Origin of the sequence: Bradyrhizobium sp. SZCCT0153 (genome assembly GCF_018129995.1) — a bacterium.
GTDB classification, from domain to species: domain Bacteria; phylum Pseudomonadota; class Alphaproteobacteria; order Rhizobiales; family Xanthobacteraceae; genus Bradyrhizobium; species Bradyrhizobium japonicum_G.
In genome coordinates this window covers 1-24,878 of sequence record NZ_JAFCKS010000005.1, presented here as the reverse complement: position 1 = coordinate 24,878, position 24,878 = coordinate 1, and the positions used below count along the sequence as shown (strand labels likewise).

21 protein-coding genes are annotated in these 24,878 nt (G+C 64.4%); 13 read left to right on the top strand and 8 right to left on the bottom strand.

Features of this window, described 5'->3' with window-relative positions; all coding sequences use genetic code 11:
* Positions 1-20: 20 nt before the first annotated feature.
* Positions 21-1,340 (top strand): dicarboxylate/amino acid:cation symporter, encoded by a 1,320-nt coding sequence (locus tag JQ572_RS21565; protein ID WP_211384846.1) that lies wholly within the window; start codon positions 21-23, stop codon positions 1,338-1,340.
* Between the two features lie 11 nt (positions 1,341-1,351).
* Here JQ572_RS21565 and JQ572_RS21560 read toward each other — a convergent pair whose 3' ends face one another.
* On the bottom strand, positions 1,352-2,725 hold the full coding sequence (locus JQ572_RS21560) for a hypothetical protein (protein WP_211384845.1): 1,374 nt from the start codon (positions 2,723-2,725) through the stop codon (positions 1,352-1,354).
* 98 nt (positions 2,726-2,823) lie between these two features.
* Positions 2,824-4,083, bottom strand: a complete 1,260-nt coding sequence (locus JQ572_RS21555) for an allantoate amidohydrolase (protein ID WP_211384844.1) — start codon at positions 4,081-4,083, stop codon at positions 2,824-2,826.
* A gap of 409 nt (positions 4,084-4,492) precedes the next feature.
* Between JQ572_RS21555 and JQ572_RS21550 the strand changes: the two genes are divergently transcribed.
* The 6 genes from JQ572_RS21550 to JQ572_RS21525 are packed head-to-tail and all read left to right on the top strand — an operon-like array spanning position 4,493 to position 10,360.
* The gene (locus JQ572_RS21550) at positions 4,493-5,605 is read left to right on the top strand and encodes a BMP family ABC transporter substrate-binding protein (RefSeq protein WP_211384843.1); all 1,113 of its coding nucleotides are present in this window, start codon (positions 4,493-4,495) and stop codon (positions 5,603-5,605) included.
* The gene (locus JQ572_RS21545; RefSeq protein WP_211384842.1) at positions 5,602-6,714 is read left to right on the top strand and encodes an ABC transporter permease; all 1,113 of its coding nucleotides are present in this window, start codon (positions 5,602-5,604) and stop codon (positions 6,712-6,714) included. Before JQ572_RS21550 ends, JQ572_RS21545 begins: the two co-directional genes overlap by 4 nt.
* Positions 6,714-7,640, top strand: a complete 927-nt coding sequence (locus tag JQ572_RS21540) for an ABC transporter permease (protein ID WP_211384841.1) — start codon at positions 6,714-6,716, stop codon at positions 7,638-7,640. Before JQ572_RS21545 ends, JQ572_RS21540 begins: the two co-directional genes overlap by 1 nt.
* Positions 7,641-7,651: 11 nt before the next feature.
* Positions 7,652-8,335 (top strand): biuret amidohydrolase, encoded by a 684-nt coding sequence (gene biuH, locus JQ572_RS21535; protein ID WP_211384840.1) that lies wholly within the window; start codon positions 7,652-7,654, stop codon positions 8,333-8,335.
* A gap of 11 nt (positions 8,336-8,346) precedes the next feature.
* Positions 8,347-9,864 carry an ABC transporter ATP-binding protein gene (locus JQ572_RS21530; protein ID WP_211385364.1) on the top strand — a complete coding sequence of 506 codons (1,518 nt, stop codon included), beginning with the start codon at positions 8,347-8,349 and terminating at the stop codon, positions 9,862-9,864.
* A 10-nt stretch (positions 9,865-9,874) separates the two neighbouring features.
* The gene (locus tag JQ572_RS21525) at positions 9,875-10,360 is read left to right on the top strand and encodes a nucleoside deaminase (RefSeq protein ID WP_211384839.1); all 486 of its coding nucleotides are present in this window, start codon (positions 9,875-9,877) and stop codon (positions 10,358-10,360) included.
* Between the two features lie 133 nt (positions 10,361-10,493).
* Here JQ572_RS21525 and JQ572_RS21520 read toward each other — a convergent pair whose 3' ends face one another.
* Positions 10,494-11,603 carry a hypothetical protein gene (locus JQ572_RS21520; protein ID WP_211384838.1) on the bottom strand — a complete coding sequence of 370 codons (1,110 nt, stop codon included), beginning with the start codon at positions 11,601-11,603 and terminating at the stop codon, positions 10,494-10,496.
* A 484-nt stretch (positions 11,604-12,087) separates the two neighbouring features.
* Here JQ572_RS21520 and JQ572_RS21515 point away from each other — a divergent pair, with 484 nt between their 5' ends.
* The 4 genes from JQ572_RS21515 to JQ572_RS21500 all read left to right on the top strand — a co-directional run bounded on the left by JQ572_RS21515 (position 12,088) and on the right by JQ572_RS21500 (position 16,792).
* Entirely contained in the window at positions 12,088-13,659 is a 1,572-nt protein-coding gene (locus JQ572_RS21515; RefSeq protein WP_211384837.1) for an ABC transporter ATP-binding protein, read from the top strand.
* Positions 13,643-14,734 (top strand): ABC transporter permease, encoded by a 1,092-nt coding sequence (locus tag JQ572_RS21510; RefSeq protein ID WP_211384836.1) that lies wholly within the window; start codon positions 13,643-13,645, stop codon positions 14,732-14,734. The genes JQ572_RS21515 and JQ572_RS21510 overlap by 17 nt, the downstream gene beginning before the upstream one ends.
* Positions 14,721-15,638: an ABC transporter permease gene (locus JQ572_RS21505; RefSeq protein WP_211384835.1), complete on the top strand. Its 918-nt coding sequence runs from the start codon at positions 14,721-14,723 to the stop codon at positions 15,636-15,638. Before JQ572_RS21510 ends, JQ572_RS21505 begins: the two co-directional genes overlap by 14 nt.
* 77 nt (positions 15,639-15,715) lie before the next feature.
* On the top strand, positions 15,716-16,792 hold the full coding sequence (locus tag JQ572_RS21500; RefSeq protein WP_211384834.1) for a BMP family ABC transporter substrate-binding protein: 1,077 nt from the start codon (positions 15,716-15,718) through the stop codon (positions 16,790-16,792).
* A gap of 112 nt (positions 16,793-16,904) precedes the next feature.
* Here JQ572_RS21500 and JQ572_RS21495 read toward each other — a convergent pair whose 3' ends face one another.
* A complete protein-coding gene (locus JQ572_RS21495; RefSeq protein ID WP_211384833.1) occupies positions 16,905-18,254 on the bottom strand; it encodes an 8-oxoguanine deaminase in 1,350 nt (449 codons plus the stop codon).
* 149 nt (positions 18,255-18,403) lie between these two features.
* Here JQ572_RS21495 and JQ572_RS21490 point away from each other — a divergent pair, with 149 nt between their 5' ends.
* Together JQ572_RS21490 and JQ572_RS21485 are read left to right on the top strand one after the other, a co-directional pair.
* A complete protein-coding gene (locus JQ572_RS21490; RefSeq protein WP_211384832.1) occupies positions 18,404-19,231 on the top strand; it encodes an FAD binding domain-containing protein in 828 nt (275 codons plus the stop codon).
* The gene (locus tag JQ572_RS21485) at positions 19,228-21,954 is read left to right on the top strand and encodes a molybdopterin-dependent oxidoreductase (protein ID WP_211384831.1); all 2,727 of its coding nucleotides are present in this window, start codon (positions 19,228-19,230) and stop codon (positions 21,952-21,954) included. The genes JQ572_RS21490 and JQ572_RS21485 overlap by 4 nt, the downstream gene beginning before the upstream one ends.
* Here the strand turns inward: JQ572_RS21485 and uraD are convergent.
* The 4 genes from uraD to JQ572_RS21465 form a co-directional block, all read right to left on the bottom strand.
* Positions 21,951-22,838 carry a 2-oxo-4-hydroxy-4-carboxy-5-ureidoimidazoline decarboxylase gene (gene uraD, locus JQ572_RS21480; protein ID WP_211384830.1) on the bottom strand — a complete coding sequence of 296 codons (888 nt, stop codon included), beginning with the start codon at positions 22,836-22,838 and terminating at the stop codon, positions 21,951-21,953. The two genes, JQ572_RS21485 and uraD, sit on opposite strands and share 4 nt — an antisense overlap.
* 6 nt (positions 22,839-22,844) lie before the next feature.
* Positions 22,845-23,780 carry an allantoinase PuuE gene (gene puuE, locus JQ572_RS21475; RefSeq protein WP_211384829.1) on the bottom strand — a complete coding sequence of 312 codons (936 nt, stop codon included), beginning with the start codon at positions 23,778-23,780 and terminating at the stop codon, positions 22,845-22,847.
* Entirely contained in the window at positions 23,781-24,194 is a 414-nt protein-coding gene (locus tag JQ572_RS21470; protein WP_211384828.1) for a DUF3830 family protein, read from the bottom strand.
* Positions 24,195-24,283: 89 nt separating this feature from the next.
* Positions 24,284-24,562, bottom strand: coding sequence for a hypothetical protein (locus JQ572_RS21465; RefSeq protein WP_372703294.1), 279 nt, complete (start codon positions 24,560-24,562; stop codon positions 24,284-24,286).
* Positions 24,563-24,878: the final 316 nt, after the last annotated feature.

Genomic DNA, 24,878 nt, shown 5'->3' with positions numbered 1-24,878 from the left:
GTCAAAACGGGGGAATCACCATGTCGACCATTGCTGCGGTCCCGACCGCCGAGCGCAAGCCGCTCTACACCTCGCTGTTCGTCCAGGTCCTCGCGGCGCTGGCCCTCGGCATCATCCTCGGCGTGGCCGCGCCGGAATTCGCCATCTCGCTCAAGATCCTCAGTGACGCCTTCCTCAAGCTGATCTCGATGATCGTGGCGCCGATCGTGTTCTGCGTCGTCGTACACGGCATTGCCGGCGCCGGCGACCTCAAGAAAGTCGGCCGGGTCGGTGTCAAGGCACTGGTCTATTTCGAGGTGATGACCACTGTCGCCCTCGTGGTCGGGCTCATCCTGGCCTATCTGTTCGGCCCGGGCCATGGCATGAACATCGATCCCTCGACGCTGGATGCCAAGGCGCTCAACGCCTACGCCGACAACGCCCACAAGCTTCAGGGCGGCGGTATCGGCTCCTTCCTGCTCAACGTGATTCCGACTACCTCCTTCGACGCGTTGTCGCGCAACGACGTGCTCCAGGTACTGTTTTTCGCGGTGCTTTTCGGCGTCGGCTTGGCACTGGTCGGCGGCGAGAAAGGCAAACTCGTCACCTCGATGATCGACGCCGCCTCCACCGTGCTGTTCCGCGTCATGGGGCTTATCGTCCGCGTTGCTCCACTTGGCGTGCTCGGCGCGGTCGCCTACACCGTCGGCAAATACGGCGTCGGTTCACTCAAGCAGCTCGTCTCCCTGGTGGCACTGTTCTACGTGACGGTCGGCATCTTCGTGCTGGGCGTGCTCGGCGGCGTGATGGCTCTCGCCGGAATCAGCATCCTCAAATTCCTCGCCTACCTCCGCGAGGAGCTCACCATCGTGCTCGCGACCGCCTCGTCCGATGCGGTGCTGCCGCAGATCATGAAGAAGCTGGAGCGGATGGGCGTGAAAGATTCCGTCGTCGGACTCGTGATCCCAACCGGATATTCCTTCAACCTCGATGCCTTCTCGATCTACCTCACGCTCGCCGTCGTCTTCATCGCGCAGGCGACGAATACGCCGCTGTCCTTCGGCGATCTCCTGCTGGTGCTCGGCGTCTCGCTGATCACGTCGAAAGGTGCTCATGGCGTGCCGGGCTCGGCGATCGTGATCCTGGCCGCAACGCTCAACGCGGTGCCGAGCATCCCTGCCATCGGCCTCGTGCTGGTGTTGTCGGTGGACTGGTTCATCGGCATGGCCCGCGCGGTCGGCAACCTCATTGGCAACTGCGTGGCGACGGTCGTCGTCGCGGCCTGGGAAGGTGACCTCGACCGCGCCAAGGCGGCCAAGGTTCTCGACGGTGGCGAGTTGGTGGACGTGACGGCGGGATAGCGCCCGACGGATCAATCATTCCAATGGAGGAGCGACGTTCCATATGCCCTCCTCCAGACAGACAGGAATCGCGGAAACCAGGAGTGAGCAACCGCGCCCTTGTAGGCCCAGGTGCGATATTTAAGACCCTGTTCCGAGATCAGCTCCTGATAGCCGCCGTGGACCTCGGTTGCTGTCCGAATGTCCTTCAATATTCCACGGGCGCAGGCGCGATAGGTGTCGCGACCTGAAAATTCGTCGTAGTCGAGCATGCGATCGGCAAATTCGACGTTGAACGTCGGCCAGGAGGAACGTCCCTGGTAGGCGGGAGCCGCGATCTTGTGGATCATCTTGTTCCGCGGATTATCCGCGGACACCAGGAAGTGGAACGTGCTGGGGATGCGAAAGCGCGGCTCCGCAATGATCAGATCCGCCGTGGCCGCGAACAACGCGCGCTCGCTCGCATCGTTCATATCCCAGAAGCCGCGATGCACACTGACGAAATCCAGGGCCACTGAAGAGACCGGCGAGCTTGCCGGGCCGTCAAGGGAATGCCTGATATAACCGTTCTTGCCGAAAAGCTGGAGCAGGTCCCTCTTGTACTGCGCGAGGTCGCGCCCGAGCAGCCGCTTCAACTCGCTCTCGTCGACGACTCCGAGTTGTACGCCCCACACGAATGTCGTGTAGACGCAGGCATTAGTGACAAACCGCCGGCGCTCCGCGCGGGTGTCGGTTGCCGCAGAGCGCGGGGCGCGTGCATCGCACAGCAAATACCGGATGCCGTCATGATCGAACGGCTCCAATTCGCTTGCGAGTTGGAGGATCGCGCGCTTCAGATCGCCGCCGTATTCGGCCAGCAGCAGGCGGCCGGCATGCGCACATTGCGACATCGCCAGATAGGGTGACGCCCTCCCCTCTGCGCTCATCATCTGCTGCAGGCCGGCAAGAACGCCGAGCAGCGTATCCGAGGGGCGCGAGAAATAGTTCACGCCGAGATACCGGGCGCGCCCCGCCGGGACGATGGTCGTCGTGACTACGTCGGCGCGAACCGCCTCCAGCAGCAGGCGGACGCTCTTGTCGAGCAGCCGAACCCGACGGACCGCGTCCCCCGAATCCATGATGGTTTCGGGGTCGAGAACATCAGGATAGAACCAGGCGAAGTCGCGTGGATAGTAAGCGGAAGCGTGCGGCGCGCCGGTGACGAGAAACGACTCGGACACCGAAAAGGCGCTGTCCATCGAATGCCGGTAAAGGTCCTCGATGGCCGTGAACGAATGATGCGACCTCCTCAGGAATCGATCGCCCAGAAAATTCACCGCCTGAAGGGCGTTGGCGACGAAGGTCGCCGCCAGCCCCCGATAGAACCGGTTTTCGCGATGCGATGGAAAAGTGATGTCGCTGTTCATATGCGTCAATCGGCTGGTGTCTCGTGATCCCGGCAATGGCAGTCGCCATTCCAATGGTGCCTGATTCGTATCTCCATCCGGTGACTTGCGGGCTCGACCTAGCCTTCCCGCGGCCGAAAATTCTCGATCACCCGCAGCAGCACCCGCGCGCCGGCGTCGGCGTCGGCGAACTCCACATGCTCGTCCGGGTGATGGCTGATGCCGCCGCGGCAGCGGACGAAGATCATGCCGACATCGGCGATGTCGATCATCGCCATGCCGTCATGCCCCGCCCCGCTCGGCAGCTCGAACCCGGAAAAACCTTCCGCCTTGATAGCCTGCGCGATCTGCTCCTTGAGCCATGGCGCGCAAGGCGCGGTGCGATTTTCGTGGGTGACGTCGAGCTGAAGCGCCAGTTGACGGCGCTTTGCGATCGCCTCGATCTGCCTGACGACATCCGCGACCGCGCGCTTGCGATGCATGTCGGTCGGCGCGCGCATGTCGATGGTGAAGGACACCTCGCCCGGAATGACGTTGGTCGCGCCGGGCCTCGCCTGGATGTAACCAACGGTGCCGACGAGGCCGCTCGCGTCGGTCCGGCAGAACTGCTCGATCGCGCCGATGCATTCGGCCGCACCGGCGAGCGCATCACGGCGCAGCGCCATCGGCACCGTGCCGGCGTGACCGGCCATGCCGGTCAGCCGCGCGGCAAGGCGCGTGGCGCCTGCGATCGCGGTAACGACGCCGACGGGAAGATTCTGGGCTTCCAGCACAGGCCCCTGCTCGATGTGCAGCTCGAGGTAGGCGAGCAGCTCGCGCCGGGTCCGCGCGGCCGCGCCGATGTGATCGGGGTCGAGCCCGAACTGCACGAGCGCATCGCGCATGGACACGCCATCACGATCACGCGTGTTCAGAACGCTCTCGTCAAAAGTGCCGGCCAGCGCGCGGCTGCCCAGCAAGGTCGAGGCGAAGCGCACCCCCTCCTCATCCGCAAAACCGACGATTTCGATCGCGAACGGCAGGCGCTTGCCGCGGCGGTTGAGATCGGCGACGCAGGCAATGGCGGTCACCACGCCCAGCGGTCCGTCCCATTTACCGGCATCGCGCACGGTGTCGTAGTGCGAACCAAGCATCAGGCAAGGCGCCCCCGGCCGCTCGCCTTCGTAGCGCCCGCAGACATTGCCGATCGCGTCGAGATGCGCACTCATGCCGGCATCGCGCATCCAGCTCAGGATGAGGTCGGCAGCCGTGCGCAGCTCTCTTGTGAGATAGATGCGGGTGAGCTTGTCGCCTTCTTCCGAGATCGCACCAAGCTCGTTGATGCGACGCACGATCTCTTCGCCGAGCGATGCAGTCTGAACGGCGTTACCAGCACCCATCTCGGCGAGCTTCCCATCTCATGGGACCGCGGCAGCGGCGGTCCTGGCGGCAAATCGATACAAGTTCGGTGCCAGCGAAATCACGCTGCCGACGCCGTTCCGGTCAGCGCGTGGTTAGCATGAATGCGGGTCGGCGGCAGACCGCCCGGCTCTTGTCATGCACCCGTCCAGGCCTGTTAACATTGCTTAACTCCCTTGCATACAATCATAAATTCCTGCCTAAAATTTCATCTGGTGAATTCCTGATCAGGGATCGGAGTAGAGACTATAATATATATATTTCAATTACTTGTATGATCTCGCTCACTTCCCGGCCTCTGGCACGAAGCTTGCGACAACTATCCCAGGGCTCCGCCAGACCGGCGCAGCCGCGAGATTGGGGCGGTTCATCCGCCAAGGGGAGCGAGCAATGGATTTTGGCAGGATTTCACGACGTCATTTGTTGCAAGGTAGCGCGGCCCTCACCCTCGGGGCGGCGGCCGGCGCCCGCCCGGCCTTCGCGGCCGATACCACCATCGGCTTCATCTATGTCGGATCGCGCGATGACTACGGCTACAATCAGGCGCATGCGCAGGGCGCGGCAGCGCTGAAGAAAATTCCCGGTCTCAAGGTCGTGGAAGAAGAGAAAGTGCCGGAGACCGACGCGGTCGAGAAGACGATCGAGTCCATGATCAATCTCGACGGAGCCACCCTGCTCTTCCCGACCTCGTTCGGTTACTACAATCCTCACATGATCAAGATGGCCAACAAGTTTCCGAAGCTTCGCTTCGAGCACTGCGGCGGGCTCTGGTCGGACAAGGATCCTAAGAACGCCGGCAGCTATTTCGGTTATATCGACGAGGCCCAGTACATCTCCGGCATCGTCGCCGGCTACACTTCCAAGAGCGGCAAGCTCGGCTTCGTCGCGGCTAAGCCGATTCCGCAGGTGCTGCGCAACATCAACGCCTTCGCACTCGGCGCCCGGCTTGCCAATCCCAAGGCCACGACGCAGGTGATCTTCACCGGCGACTGGTCGATGCCGGTCAAGGAAGCCGAGGCCACGAACAGCCTGATCGACCAGGGCGTGGACGTGCTCACCTGCCACGTCGACGGCCCGAAGACGATGGTCGAGAACGCCGCGCGCCGCGGTGCCATGGTATGCGGCTATCACGTCAACCAGTCTCCGCTCGCGCCGAAGGCCTATCTCACCGGCGCCGAGTGGAATTGGGAAGCGCTCTATCCGAAGTTCGTCAAGATGATCGCCGCCGGCGAGAGCATCCCGAACTTTTACCGCGGCGGCCTCAAGGAAGAGATCGTCAAGACCTCGCCCTACGGCGAAGCGGTGTCTGCCGAGGCGCGCAAGCATGCGGACGAGGTCAAGGCCAAATTCCTGTCCGCCGAAGGCTACGCCATCTTCAAGGGCGGGCTGGTCGATAACAAGGGCAAGACGGTGATCCCGGCCGGCACTGATCGCGGCCAGAAGGATCCTGAACTCGAGAAGATGGACTACCTGGTCGAGGGCGTGCTCGGAGCGACTTCGTGACGACGGAAGCGGTGGATTCCACTGAAGCGGTCGGGACTGTTGCCCCGGCCGCCGATGCAGGATTCCTCCAACGTCACGGCGGCACGATCGAATATGTCCTGATCCCGGGCGCGGCGCTTGCCGGCGCGCTCGTGGTCTTCGGCATCTTCGTCGCAATGTTCGGCAAGAACCCGCTCGACCTTTATTTCTACATGTATTACGGCGCCTTCGGCACCTGGTTCTCCTGGCAGAACACGCTGACGCGCGCGGCGCCGCTGATCCTTACCGCGCTCTGCACGGCGCTGCCCGCGCAGCTCGGCATGGTCATCATCGGCGGCGAAGGCGCGCTCCTGATCGGCGCGCTGTCGGCAACCAGCGCCGCGCTGGCGCTGCAGGGCCTGCCCCCGCTCATCGTGCAGATCGCCATGGTCGTTGCCGGCGTGATCGGCGGCGGCCTGTGGGTCATGCTCTCGGGCGCGCTGCGGCAATATCGCGGCGTCAACGAAACGATCTCGAGCCTGCTACTCGTCTACATCGCGCTTGCGGTCCTCAATCATCTCGTCGAAGGCGCGATGCGCGATCCCGCCAGCCTCAACAAGCCTTCGACGCGCGAGATCGGCGCGGCCAACATGATCGGCACCATCCCCGGCACCGACGTGCATTGGGGCCTCGTGTTCGGACTGATCGCCGCCATCGCCGCCTACATCCTGATCTATCATACCGTATTCGGCTTCGCCGCGCGTGTTGCCGGCGGCAACATCCGCGCCGCAAAGATCGTCGGCCTCGGCGTCAGCAAGCTGATCCTGACCATCTGTTTCCTCGCCGGCGGCGCCGCGGGCCTTGCCGGCATGGTCGAGGTCGCGGCCGTGCAGGGGCGCACCAACGCCAACCTCGCGGCCGGCTACGGCTTCACCGGCATCCTAGTCGCGTTCCTGGCGCGGCATAACCCGCTCGCCATCATCCCCGTCGCGATCCTGCTCGGAGGAATTAGCGCCAGCGGCGGCTTGCTCCAACGCCGCCTCGGATTGCCGGATGCATCCGTGCTGGTGCTGCAGGGCATCATCTTCGTCTTCGTGCTGGCCAGCGACGCGCTCTATGGCCGCATCGGATTCCTGAAAGGCAAGTCCTGATGGCAGATGGCTCGATCGGACTCTGGACCGTCCCGCTCGCCGTGCTCGGCGGCGCAATTCGCGTCTCCACCCCGTTCCTGTTCGTGAGCCTGGGCGAATGCATCACCGAGCGCTCCGGCCGCATCAATCTCGGCCTCGAAGGCACGCTGGTGATGGGCGCGATGAGCGCATACGGCATCTCCTATCTCTCGGGATCGCCATGGTTGGGCGTGCTCGCCGCCGGCATCACCGGAGCACTGTTGGGCGCCCTTCACGCCGGCATCTGCTCGTTGCCGCGCGTCAACGACGTCGCCGTCGGTATCGCGCTGATGCTGTTCGGCACCGGGCTTGCCTTCTACCTCGGCAAACCGCTGATCGAGCCCACCGCGCCGCGCCTGCCCGCGATCGATTTCGGCTGGTGGAGCGACATCCCGCAGGTCCGCGCCGCCTTGCGCGTCAATGTGCTCTTCCTGATCGGTGTCGCCCTCGCGCCGATCCTCTATTGGGCGTTCCGCACCACGCGCTGGGGCATCCTGATCCGCACCGCCGGCGAGAGTTCGGACGCGGCCCGTGCGATGGGCCACTCCGTGCTGCTGATCCGCTTGCGCGCCACGATGGTGGGCGGCTTCCTCGCCGGCATCGGCGGCTCGTTCCTGTCGTTGTTCTATCCCGGAAGCTGGAACGAGGGCCTGTCGTCCGGCCAGGGCATCACGGCGGTGGCGCTCGTGATCTTCGCGCGCTGGGATCCGCTGCTGTGCCTGTGGGCCTCGCTCGCTTTCGGCGGCGCCGCGGCGCTTGGACCGGCGCTACAATCGGTCGGCGTCACGTCCGGCTATCATCTGTTCAACGCCGCGCCCTACATCCTGACGCTGGCGATCATGATCATCACCTGCTCGCCGAAACGCACGTTGACCGGAGCCCCGGCCGAATTGTCGATCACACGCTAGAGAGCGAAATCATGCCCGAGCGCACCATCAAGTCCGAGCCCTACGCCTGGCCTTATAACGGCGATCTGCGCCCCGAGAACACCGCGCTCATCATCATCGACATGCAGACCGATTTCTGCGGTGTCGGCGGCTATGTCGACAAGATGGGCTACGACCTCTCGCTGACGCGGGCGCCGATCGAACCGATCAGGAAGCTGCTCGCGGCGATGCGTGCCCAAAGCTTTCACGTCATCCATACGCGCGAAGGCCACCGCCCCGATCTGTCCGATCTCCCCGCCAACAAGCGCTGGCGTTCGCGGCAGATCGGCGCCGGCATTGGCGATCCCGGCCCGTGCGGGCGCATCCTGGTGCGCGGCGAGCCCGGCTGGGACATCATCCCGGAGCTGGCGCCGCTGCCGGGCGAACCTGTTATCGACAAGCCCGGCAAGGGCTCGTTCTGCGCCACCGATCTCGAACTGATCCTGCGCGTGCGTGGTATCGCGAACATCGTGCTGACGGGCATCACCACCGATGTCTGCGTCCACACCACCATGCGTGAGGCCAACGACCGCGGCTTCGAATGCGTGCTGTTGCACGATTGCTGCGGCGCGACCGACAAGAGCAACCATGAGCACGCGTTGAAGATGATCAAGATGCAGGGCGGCGTGTTCGGCGCGGTCTCGACCTCCGACGCGTTCATCGGAGTGATTTCGTGATCATCGGCGAAATGCCTCCGCCGTCGGGCGCCTTCGGCGTCGACGCCATCGCCATGACCATGCGCTTCGGCGACTTCGTGGCGCTCGACAATGTCGAGCTGAAGGTGCGGCCGGGCTCGTTCCATGCCCTGCTCGGCGAGAACGGCGCCGGCAAGTCGACCCTGGTCAAATGCATCATGGGCTACTACCACGCCACCGAGGGCGACATCCTGGTCGGCGGGCGCGAGCAGGCGGTCGGCAATCCGAAGGACGCCCACGCACTCGGCCTCGGCATGGTCTACCAGCACTTTACGCTGGTGCCGGCCATGACGGTCGCTGAAAATCTCGTGCTGGCGCGCGACGACGTTCCGGCAGTGGTGAACTGGTCCAGCGAGATGAAGGACCTTGAGGCCTTTCTGGCGCGGATGCCGTTCAAGGTGCCGCTCTCGGCAAGGGTCTCCGACATCTCCGCCGGCGAGCGCCAGAAATGCGAGATCCTCAAGCAGCTCTATCTGAAGCGCCGCTTCCTGATCCTGGACGAGCCGACCTCGGTGCTGACGCCGGCGGAGGCCGACGAGGTGCTCGGCATGCTACGCGACATGGTGGTCAAGGGCGAGCTGACCATTTTGATGATCACGCACAAATTTCGCGAGGTCATGGCCTTCGCGGACGACGTCACGATCCTGCGCCGCGGCAAGCTCGCCGGAGCCGGCAGGGTCGCCGAGCTGACGCCCGATGCGATGGCGCGCACCATGATCGGCGCCGAGGAATTGACGGTGCAGCCGCCGCGCACCGGCGAGGCCGGCACTGCCAGACTGGAACTCGAAAGGGTCCGTGCGCTTGACGATGCCGGCGCCATCGCCGTGCACAATGTCTCGCTCACGGTCCGCGCCGGCGAGATCGTCGGCATTGCCGGCGTCTCCGGCAACGGCCAGCGCCAGTTGGTCGAGGTTTTAGCCGGCCAGCGCGAGGCGGAGGGCGGAGAAATCCGCGTCGCCGGCGATCCCTACCATGCCAGCCGCGAGGAGATGCGACGGCACAAGATGTCGCTCCTTCCCGAGGAGCCGCTGAAGAATGCCTGCGTCGGCGGCATGAGCGTTGCCGACAACATCGCCTTCCGCGAGTTCGACCGCGCACCCTTTGCAAGTGGCGGCTGGTGGCTCAACCGTGGTGCCTTCCGCGACGACGCGAAGAAGAAGATCGCCCAGTACAAGATCAAGACCCGCACGCCCGATACGCCGATCTCGGCACTGTCTGGCGGCAACGTCCAGCGTGCCGTGCTCGCCCGCGAGCTCGGCGGCGACGTCGAGGTGCTGATTGCCGCCAATCCCTGCTTCGGCCTCGACTTCGCAGCCGTGGCGCAGATCCACGCCGAGATCATGGCGGCACGCAACCGCGGCGCCGCCGTGCTGCTCGTCAGCGAGGATCTCGACGAGCTGCTCGAACTCTCCGACCGGCTGGTGGTGATGTTCCACGGCGAATTCGTGTATGAAGCACGGACCAGCGAAGCCGACCTCACCGTGGTCGGCCGGCACATGGCGGGCCATTGAGCGCACCCTGATGGACGGCGGAACCGAACGCGACGAACACTTCCTTCGGCTGTCCTTGGCGGTCGCCCGCCGTTCCCTCACCCATGGCAACCACCCCTTCGGCTGCATCGTCGTCGACGCGGACGGCAAGGTGCTGATCGAGACCGAGAACGGCTATATGCCGGACCACGACGGCACCGCGCATGCCGAGCGCTTGGCGGCCACGCAAGCCTGCCGCACATCGAGCCGCGAGGCGCTGGCGAAGGCTACGCTCTATTCCTCCGCCGAGCCCTGCGCGATGTGCGCCGGCGCGATCTACTGGGCCGGCATCGGCCGCGTCGTCTACGGTCTCAGCGAGGAGCGTCTGCGCGGGATCACCGGCAACCATCCGGAGAACCCGACGCTCGATCTGCCCTGCCGTGAGGTGTTCGCCAGCGGGCAGCGACCGACTGAGGTCGTTGGACCGCTGCTCGAAGACGAGGCCGAAGCGCTGCACGACGGCGTGTGGACGAAGTAGCCGCTTGCCGAGCGAGCCTTGCTCCCGCTCTCGCGGAAGGCCCTGGCGACGGCACCAGCGCATCCCACACATGAAGATGACGCCGCGGAGGTTTGACGCGGCGTCATCGTCGTTCACCTGACGCGTCAGGTGGTTAGAACTTCACGGTGATACCGGAGTACAGCGAGGATTCGGTGCAGGAGCCGGTGCTCACCTTCGTGCCACCGACGAAAGTGGTGCAAGCAAAGGCGTTGTTGTGATCGAGGCCGAACTTGTTCTGCCAGTAGCGATAGGCGACCCAAACGTCGACGAAGTGCGAGTACTTCTCACCCCAGACCGCCTTCGAGGCATCGAGCGTCAGGCGGATCGGCTCCGAGTTGAACTCGACCTTGGTGGGATAGACGTTGTTGGCAACGCTGGCCGGAAGCGGCTCCGTGTCCGTTCCCTTCTTGCCGTACCAGCCGGCGCGGCCGCTGATCGAGAAGTACTGCATGTTCGCCGGCAGGAAACCGAGGTCCATATAGTAGTTGGTTTCGACCGCCCAGGTCGGCTTGAACGACGTGTTGCCGTCGGCGATGCACGGGGCCGACCAACCGGCGCCGCACTGCGAGAAGGAGTTGTGGTTGGCGAACTCCCAATACACCAGCGGCGCTACGTTGAAGTAGCCCTTGTAGGGAAGATCGAAGGCGAACTGCAGACCGGCGACGACGTCGCGCTTGGCGGCGCCGAAGTACCGGTTCTCTGTGTTGGCATCCATGCCAACCTCGAACGAGATGTTATGCAGCGGGCCTTGCGTGAAGGCCTTGGTGTTGAAGATCTCGTTCCAGCCGAAGGTCGAGCGGAACAGGCCATAGATTTCGGTTGCGCCGGCGCAGTTTGCGGGCGTCGCTGCGAAGCCTGCAGCCGGCGACACGATCACGCCGGTAGCGGTGCAGGGACCTGCCGGGTCGTTGTGGTCCGACTTGAACAGCGAGATGGTGAAGAAGTTGGTGCCGTAAGCCCAGGCGTCGAAATGGGTGAAGGAGTAGACCTGCTTCGTCGTCTTGGCGTTGATCACCCCGTTAGTGTTGGTGAACGCGCCCGGCTGCGAGGCGTCGAAGATGTAGGAGAAGGTGACGCGGTCGTCGATCACCAGGAAGAACGGGAGGTCGGCCGCCTTCTTGGCGGCCTTGACCGGCAAGTCCGCGGCCTGAGCAAGGCCACTTGTGGCGAGCGTGGCAAGTGACAGCGCCGCTGCTGCAATTGCCCTGAAACGAAACGACATCCTGAATACCCCCAAGTTTGGACACGTAAAAATGAACGTCCCTTGGGTGCGACACTTGCGCCGATCTCCCGGGGTGAGAAGCCTCAACTTCTTTCAAGCCATGCCGCACGTTTCAGCAGCAAGCGGCGCCTCTCAGCGAAATTCAGAAGATTTTTTTTGCTTCGCTGTCACGTGCGCCAGGTCGCGCGATGGCCGTCCTTGCCGGACATTCCCGATTGATTTCGTTTGTCTTTTGCGTCGAGCGGACGGTGTCGACAAAATTGGCCACGGCGATTGTCCTCACGATCGGGAATTGCATACGCGCGCTGGCGGAGTTTTGCTCAACTTCGCATCAAGCCTGCACAGCAGGTTCCGATTTGGCTTGAACCGTCACAAATTTGCAACAGACGCCATAAGCAGGAGGCGGCAGCAACAGTTCTCCAGAGGCGGCGGTTTAAACTAGCCCACTATTGAGGCACTTCACCCCAAGCAAGCGCATCAGCGAATGTTGGATCCCACGGCTAACGGCCTGCATTCCGGCGAGTCTCCGCTCCTCAGGACGATCGGGCTCACCAAGCGCTATGGCGACTTCCTCGCCAACGATTCCATCGACATCGATATCTGGCCAACGGAAATCCACGCGCTGCTCGGTGAAAACGGCGCCGGCAAGTCGACGCTGGTCAAGGCGATCTACGGGCTGATCCAGCCCAGCGCCGGCCAGATTTTCTGGCAGGGCCTGCCGATCGTGTTGGCCGGTCCCTCGGAAGCGCGCGACCGCGGCATCGGCATGGTGTTCCAGCATTTCTCGCTGTTCGACAATCTCACCGTCGCCGAGAACGTCGCGCTCGGCCTTGACGGCAAGGAATCCTTCAAGGACATGTCGGCGCGACTGGAGCAGGTGTCGAAGACGTATGGACTGCCGCTCGATCCCAAACGCGAGGTCTGGCAATTGTCGGTCGGCGAGCGCCAGCGCATCGAGATCGTCCGCGCGCTGATGCAGAATCCGAAATTCCTGATCCTGGACGAGCCCACGGCGGTGCTGACGCCGCAGGAAGCCGACCAGCTCTTCATCGTGCTGGAGCGGCTGAAGGCCGAAGGCCGCGCCATCCTCTACATCAGCCACAAGCTGGAGGAGGTGAAGCGCCTCTGCGACACCGCAACGATCCTGCGCGGCGGCAAGAAGATCCAGACCTGCAATCCCGGGCTCGAGACCGCAGCTTCGCTCGCGCGCATGATGGTCGGTGGCGAAATCAAGCAAGTGAAGGCTGCCGCCGGCCGGACGACCACCGTACCTCGGCTCGTCGTCAACGATCTTTCGCTGGCCCCTAGCGAGGCGCACGGCGTGCGACTGGAGCACATCTCGTTCGAGTTGAAGGGCGGCGAAATCCTGGGCATCGCCGGCGTCGCCGGCAACGGCCAGGACGAGCTATTCGCCGCGCTGTCCGGCGAGCGCCTGTCCAAGGATCCCGGTACGGTGGTGATCGAAGGCATCGCCGCAGGCCATCTCTCGATCACGCAGCGGCGCAAGCTGGGTGCGGCTTTCGTTCCCGAAGAGCGGCTCGGCCACGGCACCGCGCCGCGCATGAGGCTGTCGGAGAACGCGCTGCTCACCGGCCATGCCGCGAGCGGTATGGTCAATCATGGCTTTATCGACACCGCGGCCACGCTCAAGACCGTCGACCGCGCAACCGAGACGTTCGACGTCCGCAAGGCCAAGCGCGATCCGGAAGCCGCATCCCTCTCCGGCGGCAATCTGCAAAAGTTCATCGTGGGACGCGAGATCCTGCGCAACCCCGCCGTGCTGGTGGTGAGCCAGCCGACCTGGGGCGTCGATGCCGGCGCGGCCGCCGTCATCCGCCAGGCGCTGCTTGATCTGGCAACCGCGGGCGCCGCCGTGCTCGTCACCAGCCAGGACCTCGACGAACTGGCGGAAATCGCCGACCGCATTGCCGTCATGTTCCATGGCCGACTGTCCGCGCCGCTCGCAACAAGCGAAGCCACTCGCGAAAAGCTCGGCCTCCTCATGGGCGGCAGCAGCCTGGAGCCGAAGGAGGCCGCGCATGCAGTTGGTGCTTGAGAAGCGCGCCGAGCGTTCCAACACGATCGCGCTGGTCTCGCCGCTGATCGCAATCGGCCTGACGATCGTCACCATGGTCATCCTGTTCGCGATCCTCGGCAAGAATCCGCTCCTTGCCCTGCACGCCTATTTCATCGCGCCTCTGACCGACAGTTATTCGCTGCAGGAGATCGCGGTGAAAGCGACACCGCTGGTGATGATCGCGATCGGGCTGTCGCTTTGCTATCTCGCCAATGCCTGGAACATCGGCGCCGAGGGGCAATTTCTGATCGGCGCTGTCGCCGGAAGCTGGATCGCCGTGAAGACGCAAGGCACCGACGCCGGCGCCTGGGTACTGCCGGTCATGTTCGTGCTCGCCGCCGCGGCAGGCGCGCTCTATGCGCTGATCCCGGCAATCTGCAAGGTGAGGTTCGGCGCCAGCGAAATCCTGACCAGCCTGATGCTGGTTTATGTCGCCGATCTCTTCCTCGACTATCTGGTGCGCGGCCCCTGGCGCGATCCGAACGGCTTCAACTTTCCGACCACGGCCGAATTCGATCCGGTCGCAACCGTTCCGCTGCTGATCGAAGGCGGCCGGCTGCATCTCGGCTCGATCATCGCCTTGCTTGTCGTCGCGGCGGTGGCGATCCTGCTCGGACGCACCATCAAGGGATTCGAGATCCGCGTGGTGGGCGCAGCCCCCCGCGCCGCGCGGTTCGGCGGATTCAATTCGAACCAGTTGATCCTCCTGACCTTCGCCGTCTCGGGTGCACTCGCGGGCCTTGCCGGCATCATCGAGGTCGCAGGTCCCGTCGGACACCTCCAGCCCGGCATCTCCCCCGGCTACGGCTTTACCGCGATCATCGTTGCCTTCCTCGGTCGGCTGAACCCGCTTGGAATTTTAATTGCAGGCCTTTTTCTCGCATTGACCTTTATCGGCGGCGAGCAGGCGCAGATCGCGATGAAGATCCCGTTGGACGTCACCAAGGTCTTTCAAGGCATCCTGCTGTTCTACGTGCTCGCCTGCGATTCCCTCATTCTCTACTGCTTCAAGCTGGTCTTCCCGAACCGACAGGTGGCTCGTGGAGCTAATTGAAGCCATCATCCTCGCAGTGCTCGCCGCCTCGACGCCGCTCCTGATCGCGGCGACCGGCGAGCTCGTGACCGAACGATCCGGCGTGCTCAATCTCGGCGTCGAGGGCATGATGATCGTCGGGGCGGCCTGCGGCTTTGCCGGCGCCTGGCTGACCGGTTCGATCTTCATCGGCGCGCTGTTCGGCATCGTTGCGGGCACATTGATGTCGCTGGTCTTCGCTCTGATGACGCTCGGGCTCGCGGTCAACCAGGTTGCGACAGGCCTTGCTCTGACCATTCTCGGCATCGGACTGTCCGGCCTGATCGGCGCCGGATTTGTCGGTGAGCGCATCACGCCGGCGGTTCATCTCCACATCCCCGGTCTCACGGACATTCCGCTGATCGGCCGCGTGCTGTTCGGCGAAGACGCCTTCGTCTACTTCTCGCTGGCGCTGATCGTCGGCGTCTGGTGGTTTCTATACCGTACCCGGCCGGGCCTGATCCTGCGCGCCTGCGGCGACAACCACGTCTCCGCCCATGCGCTCGGCTATCCCGTGCTGCGCATCCGAACCTTCGCCGTGATGTTCGGCGGCGCCTGCGCCGGACTTGCCGGCGCTTACTTGCCGCTCGCCTATACGCCGTTCTTCATTCCCGGCATGACCGCAGGCCGCGGCTGGATCGCGCTGGCGCTGGTCGTGTTCTCGTCCTGGCGACCCGGACGGCTCGTGGTCGGCGCCTACCTGTTCGGCGCGGTGACGATCCTGCAGCTGCACGCGCAGGGCTGGGGCGTCGGCGTTCCCTCGCAGCTCATGTCGGCGCTGCCTTACCTTGCGACCGTCATCGTCCTGGTCCTGCTCTCCCGCGCGCGCACGGGCGGATCGACCGCGCCGGCTGCGCTGGGCACCGTGTTCGTGCCTGACCGCTGAGTTTCATTTCCGCACCGTGCGCGATGGGGCGCGCACGGTGCGGATCGTGGCTTTCCCCTGATGTTTGGAGATTGATGATGAGGAAAACACTTCTTGCGCTGGCTGCCGGGCTTTTGCTTGCCGGAAGCGTCAGTGCAGCCTCCGCCGCCGACAAGCTCAAGGTCGGCTTCATTTACCTCGGTCCGATCGGAGACCTTGGCTGGACCTACCAGCACGACCTCGCGCGCCAGGCGCTGGTGAAGGAACTGGGCGACAAGATCGAGACCACCTATCTGGAGAATGTGCCCGAAGGTCCCGATGCCGAACGCGCCATCGAGCAGCTCGTCCGCGCCGGCAACAAGCTGATCTTCACGACCTCGTTCGGCTACATGGATCCGACGCTGAAGGTGGCCAAGAAGTATCCGAACGTGCATTTCGAGCATTCGACCGGCTACAAGCGCGACAAGAACATGTCGACCTATTCGGCCAAATGGTACCAGGGCCGCTACATCCAGGGCCTGATCGCGGCCAAGATGTCGAAGTCCGGCGTGCTCGGCTATATCGGTTCGTTCCCGATTCCGGAGGTCGTCTCCGGCATCAACGCGACGATCCTGGCGGCGCAGACCATCAACCCGAACATCAAGGTCAAGATCATCTGGGCCAACACCTGGTTCGACCCGGGCAAGGAAGCCGACGCCGCCAAGGCGCTGATCGACCAGGGCGCCGACGTGATCATGCAGCACACGGACTCGCCGGCGGCGATGCAGATCGCCAGCGAACGCGGCAAGCTCGCCTTCGGCCAGGACTCCGAGATGATCAAGTTCGGGCCGAAGACCCAGCTCACCTCGATCCTGGACACCTGGGCCCCCTACTACATCGCCCGCGTCAAAGCCGAGCTCGACGGAACCTGGAAGTCCGAGGACACCTGGGGCGGCCTCGACAGCCACATGTTCGCGATGGCGCCCTACACCAACATGCCTGACGACGTGAAGAAGATGGCCGAAGATGCCCAGGCGGCGATCACCGCGGGCAAGCTGCATCCGTTCAAGTGCCCGGTCATTGGGCAGGACGGCAAGCCGGTCGAGTGTAAAGGCGGCGATCACCTCGACGACGGCCAGATCCTCGGCATGAATTTCTACGTCAAGGGCATCGACGACAAGCTGCCGGGCAAGTAGCACGCTTCTTGCATTGCCTAGATCACCTGCTCCTCCCGGAGGAGGTTCGGAGGGGGTGGCCAGAAGCACCCGGCACTTGTGGTCGCCCCCTCTTTCTATTTTCGCCGGGATATTATCCGGCCTGCATGGCCCGCGCCGCCGCACTATGGCGGCGGATGAGGTCTGCAACGTCGAGGCCCGGGATCGCGCCATCGACTACGGCCCATTTTCCAGCCACCATCACCCGATCAGCCCGATGCGCCCCGCACAGCACCACTGCGGCCAGAGGATCGCCATGGCCGGAGAAGCGCAGCTCATCGAGCCGGAACAGCGCAAGATCGGCTGCCTTGCCGACGGCGATCTCACCGAGTTCCGGCCGGCCGACGCAGGCTGCCGAACCCTTGGTGGCCCAGCGCAGCGCATCCTTGTGGCTGACCTTCGCCACCCCGTAGCGCGCCCGCTGCAGGAGGAACGCCGCCCGCACCTCCTGCATCAGGTTCGATCCATCATTCGAGGCCGAACCGTCCACCCCGATGCCGATGCCGACGCCGGCTTCCTCCAAATCGCACACGGGACAGCAGCCGGATGCCAGGAGCTGGTTGCTGCAGGCGCAATGGCTGATGCTCGTCCCGGCGCGACCCAACCGCTTCATCTCGTCGGCATCGAAGAAGATACCATGGGCGAGCCAAGTGCGCGCATTGAGCCAGCCGCATTGCTCGAGATAGTCGAGCGGACGGCAGCCGTACATCTGCTGGCAGAACCTGTTCTCGTCCTCGGTCTCGGCGAGATGGGTATGCAGGCGTACTTCGAGCTTGTCGGCGAGCTCGGCGGTGGCACGCATCAGGGACGTCGTCACCGAGAACGGCGAGCACGGCGCGAGCGCGATCTGCACCATCGCATCCGCACCTCGCTGATGATGCTTGGCAACCACGCGCGCGCTGTCGGCGAGGATGGTGTCTTCGTCCTGCACGACGCTATCGGGCGGCAGGCCGCCATCGCGCTGCGACAGGTTCATCGAGCCGCGCGTGAGCAGCACGCGCACGCCAAGACGTTTTGCGACGTCAACCTCGATGTCGACGGATTCCTCGAGCCCCGCAGGGAACACGTAATGGTGGTCGGTCGTGGTGGTGCAGCCCGACAGCAGCAGCTCGGACATCGCCACCGTGACGCCGAGCTGCAGCCGCTCCGGCGTCAGCTTCGCCCAGACCGGATAGAGCGCCTGGAGCCAGGGAAACAGTTCGCGATCCATCGCCGCCGGCAACGCCCGCGTCAGGGTCTGGTAGAAATGATGGTGGGTGTTGATGAGGCCGGGCAGCACGACGTGTTCGCCGGCATCGAACACTGCGACATCCGCAGTTGCGGGCGCAGCGCCGACCGGCACCAGCTCGACGATCCGGCCGTCCTTCACCACGACCCCGCACTCGGCCCCGTCGGCGAGGATGGCCAGCGGATCCTTGATCCAGATCGGCTTTGCGTCGCTCATGATCCTGCTCTCCTCACATCCGCTGACGGCAGGCCTGCAAGACAGACGCCAGCCCGAACGCCATCCTGCTGCGACTTGTTGTTGCGACTTGGCTCCGGTCTTGCAAGACTCATCTGCACGATTCACCGGGCGGAAGCGTTGGCGCGGCCATGGATTTGAATACCATCACAGCGGTCACCCATCCGCAAACGCGCGCGCAGCTGCCCGTTTGGACGCCAGGTGATGCTTGGCTCGCGGGCGGCACATGGCTGTTCTCGGAGCCGCAAGTCCACCTGGCTCGGCTCATCGATCTCACCGACCTGAAGTGGCCGGCGCTGACGGTCACCGACAGTCATCTCAGCATTGCCGCCACGTGCACCATCGCGCAGCTCGATGGGCTCGCCTGTCCGTTCGGCTGGTTCGCGTCGCCGCTGATCAACCAATGCTGCCGCGCCTTCCTTGCTTCGTTCAAGATCTGGAAGACGGCGACGGTCGGCGGCAATCTCTGCATGTCGTTGCCGGCAGGACCGATGATCTCGCTCACCGCGGCGCTCGATGGCGTCTGTACCATCTGGAAGGCCGGCGGCGGTGAACAGAAGATGCAAGTCGCGGACTTCGTCACCGGCAACCAGCGCAACCTTCTGATGCCGGGGGACCTGCTCCGGCAAATCGATATTCCGATCGCCGCGTTGAAGCGCCGCACGGCCTTTCGCCAGATCTCGCTGGCACCGGTCGGCCGCTCGGCGGCGCTCCTGATCGGCAGCCTGGATGCCGACGGCACGCTGACGATCACGGTCACCGCATCGACGGTGCGGCCGATCCGATTGTCCTTTCGCAAGGCCCCGGAGGCGAGCCCGCTTCGCGACGCTATTGCTCGGCAGATCACGGACGATCTGTACCACACCGACATCCACGGCAAGCCGCTCTGGCGCAAGCACATGACACTGCGGCTTGCCGAGGAGATCCGTGACGAACTTCTGGACGCGACGCCATCATGAGCTTCGAGATCAACGGCAAGCCGTTTTCGCAGAGCCCGCGCGCCGGCCAGTGCCTGCGCACGTTTCTGCGCGAGCTCGGCCATTTCGGCGTGAAGAAGGGCTGCGACGCCGGCGATTGCGGCGCCTGCACCGTGTTGCTCGACGGCGAGCCGGTACATAGCTGCCTGATCCCGGCTTTCCGCGCCGAAGGCCGTGCCGTCACCACGATCGAAGGTCTCGGCGACGACCACGGCGCGCATCCGATGCAGCAGGCCTTCCTCGATGCGCAAGGCTTTCAATGCGGCTTCTGCACCGCCGGCATGATCCTGACCTGCGCGTCGCTGAATCAGGCGCAGCGCACCGATCTCGGCGTCGCGCTGAAGGGCAACATCTGTCGCTGCACCGGCTATCGTTCGATCGAGGATGCGCTTCTCGGCAAGATCAATGTCGAGGAGAGCGTCGAGCCCGGCGCTGCATTCGGCCGCAGCCTGCCGGCTCCGGCTGGACCCGACGTCGTGCGCGGCAAGGCGCGCTACACATTCGACACGCAGATCGACGGCCTGCTGCATATCAAGCTGCTCCGCTCGCCGCACGCGCACGCGAAGATCGTCGCGATCGACAAATCGGACGCCCTTCGCGTTCCCGGCGTGCACGCGGTGCTGACGCATGAGGATGCTCCAACGATCCTGATCTCGACCGCGCGGCATGAGAAGGACTGGATGGATCCGGAGGATACCCGAATCCTCGACGACGTCGTCCGCTTCATCGGCCAGAAGGTCGCCGCCGTCGTCGCCGAAAGCGAGGCCGCCGCCGAGGAGGCCTGCCGCCGGCTGCAGGTCAGTTACGAGCTTCTGCCTGCGCTGATCGACCCTGAGAAGGCGATGGCGCCGGGCGCGCCGATCATTCATCCCGATCGGACCAGCGAAAATCGCGTTGCCGACGCCCAGCGTAACCTCGTCGCGGAGACGCACGGCGAATTCGGCGACGTTGCGGCCGCGCTCGCGACATCCGCCGTCACCTACGAGGCCACCTTCCACAGCCATCGCGTGCAGCATGCCGCTCTGGAAACCCATGGCGGGCTCGCCTGGCTTGATGCGTCGGGCGTGCTCAATGTCCGCACCTCGACGCAGGTACCGTTCCTGACCCGGCGCGCGCTGTCGGATATCTTCGAGCTTCCCATGGACAAGGTCCGCGTGTTCTGCGAACGCGTCGGCGGCGGCTTTGGCGGCAAGCAGGAGATGTTCGTCGAGGACATCCTGGCGCTTGCCGCGCTGAAGACCGGGCGGCCGGTGAAGCTGGAGCTCACCCGCGAGGAGCAGTTCATCGCAACCTCGACGCGGCATCCGATGCGCGTCCACATCAAGGCCGGTGCAGACGCGGACGGCAAGCTCACCGCGCTCCAGCTCGAGGTGCTCTCCAACACCGGTGCTTACGGCAATCACGCCGGCCCGGTGATGTTCCACTCGCTGGCCGAGTCCATCAGCGTCTACAACTGTCCGAACAAGAAGGTCGACGGCTTCGCCGTCTACACCAACACGGTGCCGGCGGGGGCATTTCGCGGCTATGGCCTGCCGCAAACGCAGATTGCGATCGAAGCCGCGATCGACGAGCTGGCAACGCAACTCGGGATCAGCCCCTACGACATGCGCCGGCGCAACGTCGTCAAGCCCGGCGATCCCATGCTGTCGCCGCCGCCATCCGAATTTCACGACGTGCTCTATGGCTCCTACGGGCTCGACCAGTGCCTCGACCTCGTCGAGCGCGCGATGCAGGCCGATGGTCCGCAGCCGGACCTGTCGCCGGAATGGCTGGTCGGCGACGGCGTCGCGCTGACCATGATCGACACGGTGCCGCCAGCCGGCCACCTCGCCGACGCCAAGATCGCGCTCAACGACCACGGCGGCTTCGATCTCACCGTCGGCACCGCCGAGTTCGGCAACGGCACAAGCACCGTGCACCGGCAGATCGCCGCCACCGTGCTGGCGACCACCGTCGACCGCATCCATCTGCGCCAGTCCGACACCGCCCATGGCGGCCACGACACCGGCGCCTATGGCAGCGCCGGCACCTTCGTCGCCGGCAAGGCGACCCATGAGGCAGCCATGCAGCTTGCGACCGAGTTGAAGGCGGCGGCAGCCGCTGCATGGCTCTGTGAGGTCGGCGGCTGCACGCTCGAAGGCGACGCTGTCGTCAGCGGCGTGCGGCGTATGTCGTTTGCGGAATTGGCCAGGCTTGCGCGCGAACGCGGACAGCCGTTCGCAGGCACCGGCCGTTCCGGCGGCACGCCGCGTTCGGTCGGCTTCAACGTGCAGGGTTTCCGCGTCGCCGTGAACAAGGGCACCGGCGAGCTGAAGATTCTCAGGAGCGTGCAGGCGGCGGATGCCGGCGTCGTCGCCAATCCCATGCAGTGCCGCGGCCAGGTCGAGGGCGGCGTCGCGCAGGCGCTCGGTGCGGCGCTCTACGAGGAGATGGTGATCGACGCGGACGGCCGCGTCACCAATCCGAAATTCCGCGATTACCACCTGCCCTCCTTCGCCGACGTGCCGCGTACGGAAGTCTTCTTCGCCGAGACCAGCGACACGATCGGACCGCTGGGAGCGAAGTCGATGAGCGAGAGCCCGTACAATCCGGTCGCCGCCGCGCTCGGCAATGCGATCGCGGACGCCACCGGAATCCGCTTCACCGCGCCTCCCTTCAAGCCGGACCGGCTGTTTCCGGCACTGCACGAGAAATTTGGCGACTAGCTGCCACGATAGGTCGAGTAGCTCCACGGCGTGACCAGTAGCGGCACGTGGTAATGGCTTTCCGGCTCGCTGATCGCAAAGCGCAGCGGAATCACGTCGAGGAACGCCGGGTCGGTGAGCTGGACGTTGCGCTCGGCATAATATTTGGCCACGCTGAAGCGGAGCTCATAGCTGCCGATCGGCAGCGGACGACCGCCGATCAGCGGTTGATCGGTACGCCCGTCCGCATTGGTGAAGGTGCGCGCGATGACGCGGCTCTCGCCGAGAGCGGCGAGTTCGATGAGCTCCACCGGGATGCCTGGAGCGGGCTTGCCTGCGTGATTGTCGAGCACGTGGGTCGACAGCCGGCCGTGCACTTTCAGCTTATCGTCGGCAACAACGAGCTGATCGAGGCGCAACGCCGAGATGCGGCCAATCTCCTCGATCGCGCGGCGCATCTCGGTCTTGGCGATATTGCGCAACCGCGCCTCGAAGTCGCTCAGCACGGAATCCTTGGTGTGACGACGTACGCAGACGATATAGGGGATGTCGAACTTGTCGCGATAGGCCTTGTTGACGCGCTCGAACGCGGCGTATTCGGCATCAGAGAGCCGGTCGAGGCCGGCGCTGTTCTGCTCGTCGGTCGATTCCGCCGTGAGGCCCGCCGCGCGCTGGGTCTTGTTGGCGAGATCCGGATGCGCACGGATCAGCGCCAATTGCACGTCGGGTTCGGCACTCTGGATCGCCGCCATCAGCGCGGCGTGCAACTGGTTGATGCCGGCGAACGGCCGCTTCCCGGCGAGCTGCTCTGCGATCCACGGCGAATATTCTACGACATTGGCGAGCGCGGCGATGAAATCGGCTTCGCTGGCGGCATTGAGATCAGAAAGCGAGATCTGCGACATCGTCTCTCACCCGATCTCGAATGCGTCGGCCGCAAGGTGCGCGTGCTTGTCGTGCCAGTGCTGTGCGATCTGGAGCCGCGTCGGAACCCAGACACGCTCATGCTTGCCGATGTAGTCGAGGAAGCGGATCAGCCCCGCCGCGCGGCCCGGCCGGCCGGCGAGGCGGCAGTGCAGTCCCACCGACATCATCTTCGGCGCGGTCTCACCTTCGGCGTAGAGAACATCGAAGGCATCCTTCAAATAGGTGAAGAATTGCTCGCCTTCCGCAAATCCCTGCGGGTTGATGAAGCGCATGTCGTTGGCGTCAAGCGTATAGGGGATGACCAGCTGCTTGCCGCTGGCGCCCTTGACCCAATAGGGCAGATCGTCGGCGTAGGAGTCACAGAGATAAAGGAAGCCGCCCTCCTCCATCAGGAGACGGTTGGTGTTGATCGAGGAGCGCCCGGTGTACCAGCCAAGCGGCCGCGATCCGGTCGCCTCAAGATGGACGCGGATCGCTTCGGCGATTTCCGCACGCTCCTGCGCCTCGGTCATGTCCTTGTGCTCGATCCACTTCAGGCTATGGCTCGCGATGTCCCAGCCCGCCTCCTTCATCGCCGCGACGATCTCCGGATTGCGCTTCAACGCGGTGGCGACGCCGAACACGGTGGTCGGCCATTTGCGTTCGCTGAACATCCGCCACAGCCGCCAGAAGCCGGCGCGCGAGCCGTACTCGAACATCGATTCGATATTGGCATGGCGCTGGCCCGGCCAGGGCTGCGCGCCGAGCACGTCGGACAGGAACGCTTCCGAGGCGCGATCGCCGTGCAGGATGTTGTTCTCGCCGCCCTCCTCGAAATTGACCACGAACTGCACCGCGACCCGCGCATTATCAGGCCATTGCGGATGCGGCGGGTTGCGGCCGTAACCGCGGAGATCGCGCGGGTAGCGGGTCTCAGTCACTCAGACTTCCTCGAAGCGGATCGGCAGCGCGCCCTTCCACAGCACGCTCTTGCCGAGCGTTGCCAGGTTCTCCAGCCCAGAGGTCACGGTGATGAAGTGGTTGCCGGCGAGCTGGCCCATCTTGCTGGCGAAGCTCACGCCGCCATAGGCCATCAGGATCTCGGTCTCGCTGATGCCGCCGGGATAGAGGATGATCTGGCCGGGCGCGGGATAGCTGGTGTGGTTCTCGTAGCCCACGCCGAAATCGAGGTCGCCGAGCGGCATCCACACGCCCTCGCCGCTCCAGCGCACATGGATGATATGGCTTTCGAACGGCAGCGCCTTGCGGAACGCAGCGACGGTCTTGGGCGCGGCTTGCTCCTCGAAGCGGGCATCGAAGGTAAAATCGCCGGCGCGGATAACGAGTTTGCTCATCTCATCTCTCTGGATCGGGGGCGCTGCCCCCACGGGGAATCTTCAAGCAAAGAGCATTCCAGACAGGTTCGCGCAAGTGGGAGGCCACATCACCTGCGGTCGTAGGACCAGCCGAAAACGCCGCTCCGACGCACCTCCGGCTCCGGCTCGGCGGCAGGCAGCGGCGCCTCCTTCAGTTCCGCCTGCGGCGGCGGCGCGGGCGGCGCCGGCAGGTTCTCGCATTTCATGGAGTAGACCAGCTTGCCGTCCGCGGTTCGCCCGATCGGCGCGCAGGGGTCCGGATGCGCCGCCGTGGTCTTTGGGGTCAGCTTGATCTGCGCCATGGCCGGCGAGGCGATCAGCAGAATAACCAGCAGATATTTCGACATCATTGTCGCTCGATAGACCCTCATTCGCCGCATTGAACCGGATTGCGCCAATCAAGTCCATCGGCGGTGCGGGCACGATTGCCGAATATTTAGCTTCGCTGCGATCGCAATGACGGAGTATGAGGCGACGGCTCCGCTCTTCGAATTGTGTCGCAGGCACGCCTTCGCATCCTCGCGGCGCATTTCGCCCGAGCTTTGCTTTGTCGCTCCGCCCTCTCCAAGCCAAGAGGGCGCAGGGAAGGCCGGGTGCCGGCTGGCACCCGCGGTCCGCTGCGCGAAGATGTAGCGCAAAAGAACCGCACAGCAGCATGCAGGT

What these genes read in the sequence shown, in the direction of transcription:
- JQ572_RS21525 (WP_211384839.1), top strand. Translation starts at nt 9,875, where the DNA reads ATGGACGGCGGAACCGAACGCGACGAACACTTCCTTCGGCTGTCCTTG.
- JQ572_RS21565 (WP_211384846.1), top strand. Translation starts at nt 21, where the DNA reads ATGTCGACCATTGCTGCGGTCCCGACCGCCGAGCGCAAGCCGCTCTAC.
- JQ572_RS21515 (WP_211384837.1), top strand. Translation starts at nt 12,088, where the DNA reads ATGTTGGATCCCACGGCTAACGGCCTGCATTCCGGCGAGTCTCCGCTC.
- JQ572_RS21520 (WP_211384838.1), bottom strand. Translation starts at nt 11,603, where the DNA reads ATGTCGTTTCGTTTCAGGGCAATTGCAGCAGCGGCGCTGTCACTTGCC.
- JQ572_RS21465 (WP_372703294.1), bottom strand. Translation starts at nt 24,562, where the DNA reads ATGTCGAAATATCTGCTGGTTATTCTGCTGATCGCCTCGCCGGCCATG.
- JQ572_RS21555 (WP_211384844.1), bottom strand. Translation starts at nt 4,083, where the DNA reads ATGGGTGCTGGTAACGCCGTTCAGACTGCATCGCTCGGCGAAGAGATC.
- JQ572_RS21495 (WP_211384833.1), bottom strand. Translation starts at nt 18,254, where the DNA reads ATGAGCGACGCAAAGCCGATCTGGATCAAGGATCCGCTGGCCATCCTC.
- JQ572_RS21500 (WP_211384834.1), top strand. Translation starts at nt 15,716, where the DNA reads ATGAGGAAAACACTTCTTGCGCTGGCTGCCGGGCTTTTGCTTGCCGGA.
- biuH (WP_211384840.1), top strand. Translation starts at nt 7,652, where the DNA reads ATGCCCGAGCGCACCATCAAGTCCGAGCCCTACGCCTGGCCTTATAAC.
- JQ572_RS21510 (WP_211384836.1), top strand. Translation starts at nt 13,643, where the DNA reads ATGCAGTTGGTGCTTGAGAAGCGCGCCGAGCGTTCCAACACGATCGCG.
- JQ572_RS21540 (WP_211384841.1), top strand. Translation starts at nt 6,714, where the DNA reads ATGGCAGATGGCTCGATCGGACTCTGGACCGTCCCGCTCGCCGTGCTC.
- JQ572_RS21560 (WP_211384845.1), bottom strand. Translation starts at nt 2,725, where the DNA reads ATGAACAGCGACATCACTTTTCCATCGCATCGCGAAAACCGGTTCTAT.
- uraD (WP_211384830.1), bottom strand. Translation starts at nt 22,838, where the DNA reads ATGTCGCAGATCTCGCTTTCTGATCTCAATGCCGCCAGCGAAGCCGAT.
- JQ572_RS21530 (WP_211385364.1), top strand. Translation starts at nt 8,347, where the DNA reads ATGCCTCCGCCGTCGGGCGCCTTCGGCGTCGACGCCATCGCCATGACC.
- JQ572_RS21490 (WP_211384832.1), top strand. Translation starts at nt 18,404, where the DNA reads ATGGATTTGAATACCATCACAGCGGTCACCCATCCGCAAACGCGCGCG.
- JQ572_RS21550 (WP_211384843.1), top strand. Translation starts at nt 4,493, where the DNA reads ATGGATTTTGGCAGGATTTCACGACGTCATTTGTTGCAAGGTAGCGCG.
- JQ572_RS21485 (WP_211384831.1), top strand. Translation starts at nt 19,228, where the DNA reads ATGAGCTTCGAGATCAACGGCAAGCCGTTTTCGCAGAGCCCGCGCGCC.
- JQ572_RS21470 (WP_211384828.1), bottom strand. Translation starts at nt 24,194, where the DNA reads ATGAGCAAACTCGTTATCCGCGCCGGCGATTTTACCTTCGATGCCCGC.